Annotated in this window: 9 protein-coding genes and 1 tRNA gene; 7 read left to right on the forward strand and 3 right to left on the reverse strand. The window is 57.3% G+C overall.

Translation table 11 applies throughout. The features are described from left to right. Positions 1 to 16: 16 nt before the first annotated feature. Positions 17 to 643, forward strand: a complete 627-nt coding sequence (locus CPA59_RS22295) for a tetratricopeptide repeat protein (RefSeq protein ID WP_100850346.1) — start codon at positions 17 to 19, stop codon at positions 641 to 643. Positions 644 to 1,075: 432 nt separating this feature from the next. Here the strand turns inward: CPA59_RS22295 and CPA59_RS22300 are convergent. From CPA59_RS22300 to ligB, 3 genes are all read right to left on the reverse strand, one after another. Then, positions 1,076 to 1,152 (reverse strand) — tRNA-Pro (locus CPA59_RS22300). A 149-nt stretch (positions 1,153 to 1,301) separates the two neighbouring features. After that, a complete protein-coding gene (eptB, locus tag CPA59_RS22305) occupies positions 1,302 to 2,984 on the reverse strand; it encodes a kdo(2)-lipid A phosphoethanolamine 7''-transferase (protein ID WP_107760721.1) in 1,683 nt (560 codons plus the stop codon). Between the two features lie 365 nt (positions 2,985 to 3,349). Next, the gene (gene ligB, locus CPA59_RS22310) at positions 3,350 to 5,032 is read right to left on the reverse strand and encodes an NAD-dependent DNA ligase LigB (protein ID WP_107760722.1); all 1,683 of its coding nucleotides are present in this window, start codon (positions 5,030 to 5,032) and stop codon (positions 3,350 to 3,352) included. 306 nt (positions 5,033 to 5,338) lie between these two features. Here ligB and gmk point away from each other — a divergent pair, with 306 nt between their 5' ends. The 6 genes from gmk (at position 5,339) to CPA59_RS22340 (ending at position 12,766) form a co-directional block, all read left to right on the forward strand. Continuing rightward, positions 5,339 to 5,962 (forward strand): guanylate kinase, encoded by a 624-nt coding sequence (gene gmk, locus CPA59_RS22315; protein WP_013315746.1) that lies wholly within the window; start codon positions 5,339 to 5,341, stop codon positions 5,960 to 5,962. Between the two features lie 54 nt (positions 5,963 to 6,016). Then, positions 6,017 to 6,292: a DNA-directed RNA polymerase subunit omega gene (rpoZ, locus tag CPA59_RS22320; RefSeq protein ID WP_013315745.1), complete on the forward strand. Its 276-nt coding sequence runs from the start codon at positions 6,017 to 6,019 to the stop codon at positions 6,290 to 6,292. A gap of 24 nt (positions 6,293 to 6,316) precedes the next feature. Further along, positions 6,317 to 8,419 (forward strand): bifunctional GTP diphosphokinase/guanosine-3',5'-bis pyrophosphate 3'-pyrophosphohydrolase, encoded by a 2,103-nt coding sequence (gene spoT, locus CPA59_RS22325; RefSeq protein WP_038917353.1) that lies wholly within the window; start codon positions 6,317 to 6,319, stop codon positions 8,417 to 8,419. A 6-nt stretch (positions 8,420 to 8,425) separates the two neighbouring features. Continuing rightward, entirely contained in the window at positions 8,426 to 9,118 is a 693-nt protein-coding gene (gene trmH, locus CPA59_RS22330) for a tRNA (guanosine(18)-2'-O)-methyltransferase TrmH (RefSeq protein ID WP_038917352.1), read from the forward strand. Further along, positions 9,118 to 11,199, forward strand: a complete 2,082-nt coding sequence (gene recG, locus CPA59_RS22335; RefSeq protein WP_107760723.1) for an ATP-dependent DNA helicase RecG — start codon at positions 9,118 to 9,120, stop codon at positions 11,197 to 11,199. The genes trmH and recG overlap by 1 nt, the downstream gene beginning before the upstream one ends. Positions 11,200 to 11,377: 178 nt before the next feature. Next, positions 11,378 to 12,766: an NCS2 family protein gene (locus CPA59_RS22340; protein ID WP_107760724.1), complete on the forward strand. Its 1,389-nt coding sequence runs from the start codon at positions 11,378 to 11,380 to the stop codon at positions 12,764 to 12,766. Positions 12,767 to 12,881 lie beyond the last annotated feature (115 nt).

The following is a 12,881-nucleotide window of genomic DNA, read 5'->3' on the forward strand; positions in this document are numbered from 1 at the left end:
GACTATGCGTTCACAGATGATTCTCCGAGCAACAATGCTACTGCTCAGTGGATTGCTGACGGTAAACATGGGCCATGCCGGCGATACGTCGATGGATATCCACCGGCAATGGTCCGTCTGCCAGTACAAGACGCTGGCATCCCGCAAAGATGAGTGTTTCGCCGCATTGAGCCAACAGGCGCAGGAACAGGCGGAAAGCCACCCTGATCGCGCGGATTATCTGATCTGGTCGGCGATGGTCGACAGCAGCTGGGCCGGCGTCAAAGACGGTATGGAAGCGCTCAATCTGGCCGGACAGGCCAAAAGCTCGCTGGAAAAAGCCATCGCCCTTGACCCGCATGCGCTGAATGGCGCGGCTTACACCATCCTTGGCGTGCTTTATTATCAGGTGCCGGGCTGGCCGCTGGGGTTTGGCGATGACAAAAAAGCGGAGCAGTACCTGAAAACCGCGTTGAAAATGAATCCTGCCAACATTGATGCCAACTTCTTTTACGGCGACTTTTTGCTGAAAGCGGGACGCAAGGGCGAAGCCAGACAATATCTGACCTCCGCACTGAATGCATCGCCCCGCCCGGGACGGGAAATCGCCGATCTGGGCCGCCGAGTGGAAGCCGAAAAAGCGCTGGCGCAGCTGAAATATTGATAGAACCGCCCCCGCCGTGAGCAGTACCTCTGCCCGGCGGGAAAGCGCCGCTTATCCGTGTTGTTTTTTTCACCTTTTATCATTGCTCTCAGATTAAAACCCTTAATATTTTCGTGATGAAACTGATTGCCGGCCCGCCTAAATGTAAAAAAAGGTAAAAACCGGGAGAAATAAGCCATCGCGGATAAAAAGGCGAAGCCAAACAAAAAATTAGCGCGTCAGACAGGGAAAAATATTCGCAACGAAAAAGCATCGTCGTGAGAAAAAAAAGCAGGGAAACAAGGCATAAAGCAGGATTTGGCATGAATATGCCTGAAACGCTAAGAGAAAGGTGAAAAAATCGCCACACCGGGCTGCAGAAACAAAAAAACTCGCTATCCATAGGATGCGAGTTTCATGTTAACGGTAACCGGGTTTTACCGTTTTAAAATTTGGTCGGTGAGAGAGGATTCGAACCTCCGACCCCTTCGTCCCGAACGAAGTGCGCTACCAGGCTGCGCCACTCACCGAATGCGGGGCGCATATTACTGCGCCCCTACCATAGCGTCAATCCCTTTTTCATAAAAGCCAACAGGTTGGCGACAAAGTGTCCGACAGGGTGGAAAAACACCGCCATTGCCGCCGGAATGCGCGTCGTCCCAACCCGCAGGCAACGGCGTTATTCGCGCCCCGGCGCATTGCACCAGTTATTTTTTTCCTGAATGCCGCCATCCGGCGAGGTATATCCCAGACACCCCAGCATGGAGTCGAAAATCTCCTCATGACGCAGCACTTTTCCTTGTTGCTGCTGCGCCCGTAGTTGCTCAAACGCCTGCTGATTACGTGGTTGCGCCAGATACTTGTCCGAAGCCCACAGCATAACCGGCGAACGGAACTGTTCCGGCGGCGCCAGTTGGCGCGGCGTGCCATGCAAATGGTAGTTGTCGTCGATCGATTCACCGTGATCGGAGGAATACACCAGCAGCGCCTTCTTGTCGCGCAACTGGTCAATTACCCGTTTGATGAAGGCATCGGTATACAACACGCTGTTATCAAAGGCATTGATTAACTGTTCCCGGGAGCAGGATGCATCCACGCCCATACACTCCGGCTGATAACGGGCATAGCTGCGCGGATAGCGCATCGAATACAGATAGTGGGAGCCTTTGGTGTGCAGCACCACCAGGTGCTTGCCGTTAGGGTAACGCATCAGCGACTGCGACATTTCATCGACCAGCAGCATGTCGTCCACCGCTTTGCCCTCATTGCGCTTTTCCGAGGCAATCATTTCACGAAAGGCGTAATTGTCGGCCTGAATGTTGTTATAGAACCAGACCTCGCTCTGCATCGCGAACAGTTCGGACGTAAACCCCAGCGATTTCATGACGGCAAAGATATTTTTTTCCCGCAGCGTACGCTGCGGGTTATCGGCGGTGCCGCCTTCCCGCACGAACATGCAGCGCATCGACAGCTTGGTGGAGGTGTCGCAAGAGTGGCCGCGAAACGCCAACAGGTTCTTTTCCTTCGCCAGTTGCGGCGTAGTATCACGCTCGTAGCCCAGCAACCCCAGATGGTCCCAGCGGGTGGTTTCGCCGATGATAAAGACGACGTAAGTGTCGTCGATTCCCGGCGGCGCCTGATAGGTAAACTGTTTACCGGGATCAATCAGCTCGTCGTCATCCTGATTTTCATCATAACGGGCATAGGCAAACAAACCGAATGCCGACAACCAGTTGGCCGGCAGATAAGAATGGGCCACCACCCCGCCGTAACTAGGCAAATCCTGATTGGACAGTTTCTCCGCCGAGGTATTCATCCGATCCAGATAGCGTAGCGGCAACCATACCAGTGTAGCGGACACCACCAGTCCCAACAGCGCGATACGTCGGCGCCCCTGAGTACGCAATTGTTCGATCAGCGTTTGCTGCAGCTGGTTTTTCCAGATGACAAACAAGGGCGGAATACCGAGCGCCGCCACCCACAGCACAAAAAACAGCCCGACCACCTCTTTGGATAAATCAATATCCGTGGTCATTACCGCGGCGATAATGCCATAACCAATCACGACATTAAAAAAAGTCATGTAGTAGCTGGCGGCCACTGAAATCAAGACCAGCAATGACGCTACTACACGAAAAAAACGGCGTCCGCCGAGCGACAGAAGTCGCATCAGGAAAAAGGTAAACAAAATGCAAGCCATCGATTCCACCAACAGGGGAATATATTTGGCGACCGGATTTTCAGTAAAAAACGGGAATGCATCTACACGCCGATAAAAAACCGGCAGATTCAAAAAAAAACCAATATAGATTGCCAGCAACCAGGACAATTTAGATTGTGACAACGCCAGCAGGGATTTCATTCCAGACCATACTCCAGAGGTAAAATATCCTGTAAACAGACCAATGGTATGTTCGAAAGTTCAGGCGCCATCGGCCTATTCCGGTTTTTTCTTATGCCATTACGCCCTTTAGCTGTGGAATCTTTACACAGACAGTTCAGCATCGTTTAAGCAATCTGTTTATCCTTTCGGCTAATAAGTGAATCGCGCGGAAAAACAAGGAAAAACGTTATTAGATGCCATTTTTATTTTAAATATCGCCGAATTGATTTTTCATGTTATTTCTATTTTCTTGTTTGCTGCTCTGACTATTTTTTCCTTTCAATTCATCACTCTGGTTATTAGCTGAAAAGCGCTGTTCTTTCCCATCAGACCGGTGATTCCCGTCATGATTTCACGCCTTGTTCATTAAGCCATGCCAGTTGCCGGACGATATCGGGGTGGTGCAGAAAGTCCCGAATACGCTGCGCCCGTCGAACGCCAATACCGGAAAACTGCTGCCATTCGGCTGCGGAACGCTGCTGCAACTGTTCGAGCGATGCACCATCCAGCGCGTGCCGGGCGCGGGATGGCACCGGTAGTCCTAACGCCAGCAACCAGTTTCGCAACGGCTGGCGACGCGCGTGCTGAAACAGGCGGTGAATCCGTTCCGCCTGTTGTTCGCCGAAATCACCGGCCGCCGCCAACTGAGCCGGCTCAAACGCCAGCCAGGACACCACATCGGCCAGCGCGCCGCGCTGTGTCAGTCGCCGCCAGGTGGCTTCGCTGATGCCGCTAAGCGACAACCCGTTGCGCCCGCTCATCCATACCAGTCGGGCCAGAAACTGCGGCTGGCACTCCCGGCTCCATTGCAAACAACTGAAAACATCAAAGGGCGACGACGCCGGGACGGTTATCGCTTCACGTACCGCACCGCGCCAGACCACGGCGTCCAGCCGGGGAATCCCCAACCCCGCCAGACTGACGCTGACCCGATCCCCCGGCAGCACATCCCATTGCCGCCAGCGGGATACCGAACCGAGATTGACCCGACTAACGGTTTTGTCATCCAGCACCACTGGCTGCAGTTGCAACACTACGGTCATTCTGCCGGTTCGCCCCACTTCAACGTCGACGCCAGTGACTTCCGTCACCCGGTTCACCAACGGATATTTCCAGGCCACCGCCCACTCCGCCGGGCTGTCTTGCCAGTAACGTCCGGCGGGTTCCCGCGCCTGGCGCACCACCACTCCATCGGTCACAAACGGCAGCGGCGCACGATACCAGCGTTCACGCCACTGCGCCGCCGTCTCCAGCGAGGAAACGGGTTGCGAGTAATCCGCTGTCAGCCCAAACCCCAGTTCCCGTAATTTCGCCAGTCTCGCCGGCATGTCCGCCGGGCCGTCCGGCCAGGCCCAGATAAATACGCCAATGCGGGACAGCAGCGGCGAAGGCTGTTTGCGCCGCATTTCACCCGCCACCTGCGCCCGCGCGTTAATGCCGCCGACCTGCTGTTGACGGTGGCCCGCCACCTGTAAATACAATTCGCCCTGAAAAACCTGACGGCCGGACACACCGGAAAGACGCTGTGGCACCGTATTCATCTGGCGCACCTTGTCGGTCCAGTCCTCGCCCTGCCAGCCATTGCCGCGACTGATGGCGGCAACCAGCGTCCCTTGTTCGTACACCAGCGTCACCGCCACGCCATCGATCTTGGGCTGCACCCACAAATCATGATGCTGTGCGATCCACTGCTTCAGTTCGGCCGGTTCCGACAACTTTTTCAGGCCGGTGTGCGCCACCGGATGCTGCCGTTTGCCGGTGGTAGGCAGAGCTATCGCAAAACGCCCGATATCCGTCTGAAAACAGACTTGCCAGGTCGCCAGCGTTTGACGCAGTTGATCGTAAACCTGATCGTCCACCGGGCTCTGGCCCTGTTCGTAATAGGCGTTGTCCCACTGCGTCAGTTGCTGCCCCAGTTGGGCGATCTCCTGTTCAGCCCGCGCCGACGACCATGCCGGACAAGACGCCGCTTCGGCCAGCCCGCTCACAACAAACAGCGCCGCCGCCAGCACGTATCGATATCGCATCGCCTTTCCTCCTTGAGCGAAACTCCTTGAGCGAAAACCAGGGCATTAATACGCAGGCGGTCAGGAAATACGAGCACAAAGACAAGGGAATGCGAAGCATGCCGCACGGCATCGCGCCGGTTGCAGCAACCGATATAAAAGCAGGAAAGTGGTTCGCAAAATGAAAAGAGACGGGATGACAGACAGCTGGCGGAGAGTCAGGCTGTGTTTCACCACGCGACGGTTCACACAGCGGCGTGTATAATGCGGGAAAATGCGCGACTGGCCGCATCTCTCCTTTCATCTTTATCAGACACAGAATTCACTATGGCTCAAGGCACGTTATACATTGTTTCCGCCCCCAGCGGTGCGGGGAAATCCAGTTTGATTCAGGCATTGCTGAAAACGCAGCCGCTGTATGACACCCAGGTTTCCATTTCGCACACCACCCGCGCCATGCGGCCCGGCGAAGTCCACGGCGAACACTACTTTTTCGTGCCGGTAGATGAATTCAAACGTATGATTGAAGAGGACGACTTTCTGGAATATGCCGAAGTTTTCGGCAATTATTACGGAACGTCCCGCGCGGCTATCGAGCAGGTGTTATCTACCGGCGTCGATGTCTTTCTGGATATCGACTGGCAGGGCGCCCGTCAGATCCGTGAGCGTATGCCGCAAGCCCGCAGCATCTTTATTCTGCCGCCTTCACAGGAAGAACTGGAGCGACGCCTGCGCGGTCGTGGTCAGGACAGTGAAGAGGTCATCGCCCGCCGGATGAAACAGGCGGTGGCGGAAATGAGTCATTACGCCGAATACGATTATCTGATTGTGAATGATGATTTCGATCTGGCGCTGCTGGATCTGAAAACCATCATTCGCGCCGAGCGCCTGCGTCTGAGCCGTCAGAAAGTTCGACATGACGCTTTAATCACCAAACTATTGGCAGACTGACGGCTCTTTCAGTATGATGCCCAGTCATTTTATTTCCCCACTGGAGTACACACTATGGCACGCGTAACTGTTCAGGACGCTGTAGAAAAAATTGGTAACCGTTTTGACCTGGTGTTGGTCGCCGCTCGTCGCGCCCGTCAGATCCAGGTGGGTGGCAAAGAGCCGCTGGTTCCGGAAGAAAACGACAAGTACACCGTTATCGCTCTGCGCGAGATCGAAGAAGGCCTGATCAACGGCCAGATTCTGGATACCCGCGAACGTCAGGAGCAGCAGGAGCAGGAAGCAGCGGAAATCCAGGCGGTTACCGCTATCGCTGAAGGTCGTCGTTAATTCGAATTCGGTCGCGAGTCGCCCTTGTATCTGTTTGAAAGCCTCAATCTGCTGATTCAGCGTTATCTGCCGGAAGACCAGATAAAGCGCCTCAAGCAGGCTTATCTTGTTGCACGTGATGCTCACGAGGGCCAGACACGCTCCAGCGGTGAGCCTTATATCACCCATCCAGTGGCGGTGGCCTGCATTCTGGCCGAAATGCGTCTCGACTATGAAACGCTGATGGCCGCCCTGTTGCATGACGTCATCGAAGATACGCCCGCCACCTATCAGGATATGGAACAGCTGTTCGGCAAAAGCGTGGCCGAACTGGTGGAAGGCGTTTCCAAGCTGGATAAGCTGAAATTCCGCGACAAGAAAGAGGCGCAGGCGGAAAACTTCCGCAAGATGATCATGGCGATGGTGCAGGATATCCGCGTCATTCTGATCAAACTGGCCGACCGCACCCACAATATGCGTACGCTGGGATCGCTGCGTCCGGACAAGCGCCGACGCATCGCCCGGGAAACGCTGGAAATCTACAGCCCGCTCGCACATCGTCTCGGTATTCATCATCTGAAAACCGAGCTGGAAGAGCTGGGATTCGAAGCGCTCTACCCCAACCGTTATCGAGTCATCAAAGAAGTGGTGAAAGCCGCCCGCGGCAATCGCAAAGAGATGATTCAGAAGATCCTTTCCGAGATTGAAGGGCGCCTGAAGGAAGCCGGCATCAGCTGTCGCGTCAGCGGCCGCGAAAAGCATCTGTACTCCATTTACTGCAAGATGCACCTGAAAGAGCAGCGCTTTCACTCGATTATGGATATCTATGCCTTTCGGGTGATCGTCCGGGAAGTGGATACCTGTTATCGCGTGCTGGGACAGGTACACAGCCTGTACAAGCCGCGCCCCGGTCGGGTGAAAGACTATATCGCCATTCCCAAGGCCAACGGCTATCAGTCGCTCCACACTTCCCTCATCGGGCCGCACGGCGTGCCGGTTGAAGTCCAGATCCGCACCGAGGACATGGACCAGATGGCGGAAATGGGGGTTGCTGCGCACTGGGCTTACAAAGAAGGCGAAAGCAGCAGCACTACGGCGCAGGTGCGCGCCCAGCGCTGGATGCAAAGCCTGCTGGAGCTACAGCAGAGCGCCGGCAGCTCGTTCGAATTCATCGAAAGCGTCAAATCCGACCTGTTCCCGGACGAAATTTACGTGTTCACGCCGGAAGGTCGCATCGTCGAGCTGCCTGCCGGCGCGACGCCGGTGGACTTCGCCTATGCGGTCCACACCGATATCGGCCACGCCTGCGTCGGCGCCCGCGTCGACCGCCAGCCGTATCCGCTGTCTCAGGCTTTGTCCAGCGGGCAGACGATCGAAATCATCACCGCGCCGGGCGCCCGCCCGAACGCCGCCTGGCTCAACTTCGTGGTCAGTTCCAAAGCCCGCGCCAAAATCCGTCAGATGCTGAAAAACCTCAAACGTGACGACTCCGTCAGTCTGGGGCGCCGTCTGATTAATCACGCGCTGGGCAGCGGCCGTAAACTGTCCGACATTCCGGAACAGAATATTCAGCGGGAGCTGGAGCGCATGAAGCTCGCCTCACTGGACGACCTGCTGGCGGAAATCGGTCTGGGCAACGCCATGAGCGTGGTGGTGGCGCGCAATCTGCTGGAAGAACACGCCGAAACCGGCGCCGCCGGTATCCGCAAACTGCCTATCAAGGGCGCCGACGGGGTACTGATCACTTTCGCCAAGTGCTGCCGCCCGATTCCCGGCGATCCGATCATCGCACACGTCAGCCCCGGCAAAGGGCTGGTGATTCATCATGAGTCCTGCCGCAACATCCGTGGCTACCAGAAAGAGCCAGAGAAATTCATGGCGGTGGAGTGGGATGAGGTGACCGAGCAGGAATTCATGACGGAAATCAAGGTCGACATGTTCAACCATCAGGGGGCGCTGGCCAACCTGACGGCGGCGATCAGCGCGTCAAACTCCAATATTCAAAGCATTAATACCGAAGAACGGGATGGCCGGGTGTACAGCGCCTTTATCCGTCTTACGACGCGCGACCGTATTCATCTTGCGAATATCATGCGCAAGATCCGCGTGATGCCGGACGTGATTAAAGTCAACCGTAACCGAAATTAGCCTGTTATGACCCCAGAACGTTATACACGCATCCGCGAAATGCTTAACAACCGTCAGCCCGACCTGACCGTGTGCATGGAGCAGGTGCACAAGCCTCACAACGTATCCGCCGTTATTCGTACCGCCGATGCGGTCGGCGTGCATCAGGTGCACGCCGTGTGGCCCACCAACCGCATGAGGACCCTGGTGTCCACCGCTGCGGGCAGCAACAGTTGGGTGCAGGTCAAAACCCACCGTACCGTTCAGGATGCGGCCAGCCACCTGAAAACGCAGGGGATGCAAATTCTGGCGACCAATCTGTCCGCCAGCGCGGTCGATTTCCGTGAAGTGGATTACACCCGCCCCACCTGCATTCTGCTCGGGCAGGAAAAAACCGGCATCTCCGCCGATGCGCTGGCACTCGCCGATCAGGACATCATCATTCCGATGATCGGTATGGTGCAATCCCTGAATGTCTCGGTGGCATCCGCCTTGATTCTGTACGAAGCGCAGCGCCAGCGTCAGTTGGCCGGAATGTACCGGCGCGAACACAGTCCGCTGGATGAGGAAGAACAGCAGCGCCTGCTGTTTGAAGGCGGTTACCCGGTACTGGCCCGCGTCGCCAGACGCAAAGGGCTGCCGCGACCATTCATTGACCACACCGGTCAGGTGATTGCCGACGCGCCCTGGTGGGCGGCGATGCAATCCACGGAGCAATAATGGACAGCCGCCTGCTGCATACCCAGCCGTTGAGCACCCTTGCCGGCGTCGGGGCCAGCCAGGCGGAAAAACTGGCCCGTCTCGGTCTGGAAACGGTGCAGGATCTGCTGTTGCACCTGCCGTTGCGTTATGAAGACCGCACCCACCTTTACCTGATTAACGATGTGCTGCCAGGCATGTACGCCACCGTAGAAGCCGAAGTACTGCGCAGCGATATCAGCTTCGGTCGCCGCCGGATGTTGACCTGCCAGATCAGCGACGGCAGCGGCATGCTGACGCTGCGCTTCTTCAATTTCAACGCAGCCATGAAAAACAGCCTGTCGCCGGGCCAGCGCGTGCTGGCGTATGGCGAAGTACGACGCGGCAAGCTGGGCGGCGAAATGATCCATCCGGAATACCGGGTACAAGGCGAAAGCACCGCGGTCGAACTGCAGGAAACGCTGACGCCGGTGTACCCCACCACCGAAGGCATACGGCAGGCGACGCTGCGCAAACTGACCGATCAGGCGCTGGAGTTGCTGAATACCCACCCGATTGACGAACTGCTGCCTCAAGAGATGCGCCACGGGTTGATCAGCCTGCCGGATGCATTGCGAACCTTGCACCGCCCACCGCCGGATGTACAACTGGCTGAACTGGAGCAAGGCAAACATCCGGCCCAGCAACGGCTGGTGATGGAAGAGCTGCTGGCCCACCACCTGAGCATGCTGGCGGTGCGAGCCGGCGCGCAACGCCATCATGCACTGGCGCTTGAACCTAAAGACAACCTGAAACAGCAGTTGCTGGCCGCCCTGCCGTTCAGCCCCACCGGCGCGCAACAGCGGGTGGTGGCGGAAATCGAACAGGATATGAACAGGTCGTTTCCGATGATGCGTCTGGTGCAGGGCGATGTGGGTTCCGGTAAAACGCTGGTGGCGGCGCTGACAGCGTTGCGGGCCATCGCTCACGGCAAACAGGTGGCGCTGATGGCGCCCACCGAACTGCTGGCTGAGCAGCACGCCGCCAACTTCCGCCGCTGGTTCGAGCCGCTGGGCATCGAAGTCGGCTGGCTGGCGGGCAAGCAAAAAGGCAAGGCGCGGCAGGCCCAGCAAGAGGCTATCGCCAGCGGGCAGGTATCAATGGTGATTGGTACCCATGCCATTTTTCAGCAACAGGTGCAGTTTAACGGTCTGGCGCTGGTGATCATCGACGAACAACATCGCTTTGGCGTGCATCAGCGGCTGGCGCTGTGGGAAAAAGGCGAAGAGCAGGGGTTCCATCCTCACCAGTTGATCATGACCGCCACCCCCATCCCCCGTACGCTGGCGATGACCGCCTATGCCGATCTGGACACCTCGGTGATCGATGAACTGCCGCCGGGCCGCACGCCGGTTACCACTGTCGCCATTCCGGATACCCGGCGCGATGACATCATCCAGCGGGTGCGCAACGCCTGCCTGCAGGAAGGGCGTCAGGCGTACTGGGTCTGCACCCTGATCGAAGAGTCCGAGCTGCTGGAGGCGCAGGCGGCCGAAGCCACCTGTCAGGAGCTGAAAGCAGCGTTGCCCGACCTCACTATCGGGCTGGTGCACGGCCGGATGAAAGCACAGGAAAAGCAGGCCGTCATGAAGGCGTTCAAAACCAATCAGTTGCACCTGTTGGTCGCCACCACGGTGATTGAAGTCGGGGTGGATGTGCCGAACGCCAGCCTGATGATCATCGAAAACCCGGAGCGACTCGGTCTGGCGCAATTGCACCAGCTGCGCGGCCGTGTCGGCCGCGGCGCGGTCGCCTCCCACTGCGTGCTGCTGTACAAAACGCCGCTGAGTAAAACGGCTCAGATACGGCTACAGGTTCTGCGCGACAGCAACGACGGTTTCGTGATCGCCCAGCGCGATCTGGAAATCCGGGGGCCGGGCGAGCTGCTGGGTACCCGTCAGACCGGCAACGCCGCCTTCAGGGTGGCGGATTTGTTGCGGGATCAGGCATTAATTCCGCAGGTTCAGCGGGTGTCGCGTCATATCCATGAGCACTACCCGGAACACGCCAGAGCGTTGATCGACCGCTGGTTGCCGGAACGCACCCGTTATACCAACGCCTGAGGACGACCGGCATCGTGGTTCCCGTCGCCTCGTCTCGGGCTTGCATTTATCCCTATGGTTAACAAGGTATTCTAGCCCGGCGTATTCCGGCAATAAGAAAACCGCATTCCGCAAACGATTGCTTTTACAGAGAAGATGATTAAAATGCGCTTTTGCCGTTCAGGAGCGCCGCCATATCATGAGTCTTTCCACCACTGAGCTACCTCAGGCCGATGCCGCCACCCCGGCACACAGCGAGCTGATTTACCGTCTGGAGGACCGGCCTCCTTTACCGCAAACCCTGTTTGCCGCCTGCCAGCACCTGTTGGCGATGTTTGTCGCGGTGATTACCCCGGCGCTGCTGATCTGTCAGGCATTGGGCTTGCCGGCGCAGGATACCCAGCACATCATCAGCATGTCGCTGTTCGCTTCCGGCCTGGCATCCATTCTGCAAATCAAGACCTGGGGGCCGGTTGGTTCCGGCCTGCTGTCCATTCAGGGTACCAGCTTCAACTTCGTCACCCCGCTGATTATGGGCGGCATGGCGCTGAAAAACGGCGGTGCGGATGTACCGACGATGATGGCGGCGTTGTTCGGTACCCTGATGGTCGCTTCCTGCACGGAAATCCTGCTGTCGCGTGTGCTGCATCTGGCGCGTCGTATCATCACGCCGCTGGTTTCCGGCATCGTCGTCATGATCATCGGCCTGTCGCTGATTCAGGTCGGCCTGACCTCAATCGGCGGCGGTTTTGCCGCCATGAGCAACCATACCTTTGGCGCGCCGAAGAACCTGCTGCTGGCGGCCGTCGTGCTGGTGATGATCATCCTCCTGAATCGCCAGCGCAATCCTTACCTGCGCGTAGCATCGCTGGTGATCGCGATGGCCGTTGGTTATCTGGCCGCCTGGCTGATGGGTATGCTGCCGGAAAGCGCCGGTACGTCCAGCCAGGCGCTGATTAACGTGCCGACGCCGTTGTACTACGGTCTTGGCTTTGACTGGAATCTGCTAATCCCGCTGATGCTGGTGTTCATGGTAACTTCGCTGGAAACCATCGGCGACATCACCGCTACCTCCGACGTGTCTGAACAGCCGGTCAGCGGCCCGCTGTACATGAAGCGCCTGAAAGGCGGCGTGCTGGCCAATGGCCTGAACTCCTGCCTGTCCGCGGTGTTCAATACCTTCCCCAACTCCTGCTTCGGTCAGAACAACGGCGTGATTCAGCTGACCGGCGTTGCCAGTCGGTATGTGGGTTTCGTGGTGGCGCTGATGCTGATCGTGCTGGGCCTGTTCCCGGCGGTGAGCGGTTTTGTGCAGCACATTCCTGAACCGGTGCTGGGCGGCGCGACCATCGTGATGTTCGGCACCATCGCCGCATCCGGGGTGCGTATTGTGTCCCGCGAGCCGCTCAACCGCCGCGCCATCATGATCATCGCGCTGTCGTTGGCCGTCGGTCTGGGCGTTTCCCAGCAGCCGCTGATTCTGCAGTTCGCGCCGGAATGGCTGAAAACGCTGCTGTCGTCGGGCATTGCTGCGGGCGGTATCACAGCGATTGTGTTGAATCTGGTCTTTCCTCACGAAAAAGAGTAAGCCGCGCTTCCAGAAATTTTTCGTCTTACGTGATAATAAGGGCCGATGGTGTAACATCGGCCCTTATTTATTGTCTGTAATAAGTTACCTGTTGAGACGACTGGATAATTACGGC

Origin of the sequence: Dickeya sp. Secpp 1600 (assembly GCF_003049805.1) — a bacterium.
GTDB lineage: Bacteria > Pseudomonadota > Gammaproteobacteria > Enterobacterales > Enterobacteriaceae > Dickeya > Dickeya fangzhongdai.

Excerpts from the sequence above, each read along its gene's own strand:
- gmk (WP_013315746.1), top strand. The coding sequence starts at position 5,339 with ATGGCTCAAGGCACGTTATACATTGTTTCCGCCCCCAGCGGTGCGGGG.
- eptB (WP_107760721.1), bottom strand. The coding sequence starts at position 2,984 with ATGAAATCCCTGCTGGCGTTGTCACAATCTAAATTGTCCTGGTTGCTG.
- rpoZ (WP_013315745.1), top strand. The coding sequence starts at position 6,017 with ATGGCACGCGTAACTGTTCAGGACGCTGTAGAAAAAATTGGTAACCGT.
- ligB (WP_107760722.1), bottom strand. The coding sequence starts at position 5,032 with ATGCGATATCGATACGTGCTGGCGGCGGCGCTGTTTGTTGTGAGCGGG.
- trmH (WP_038917352.1), top strand. The coding sequence starts at position 8,426 with ATGACCCCAGAACGTTATACACGCATCCGCGAAATGCTTAACAACCGT.
- recG (WP_107760723.1), top strand. The coding sequence starts at position 9,118 with ATGGACAGCCGCCTGCTGCATACCCAGCCGTTGAGCACCCTTGCCGGC.
- CPA59_RS22295 (WP_100850346.1), top strand. The coding sequence starts at position 17 with ATGATTCTCCGAGCAACAATGCTACTGCTCAGTGGATTGCTGACGGTA.
- CPA59_RS22340 (WP_107760724.1), top strand. The coding sequence starts at position 11,378 with ATGAGTCTTTCCACCACTGAGCTACCTCAGGCCGATGCCGCCACCCCG.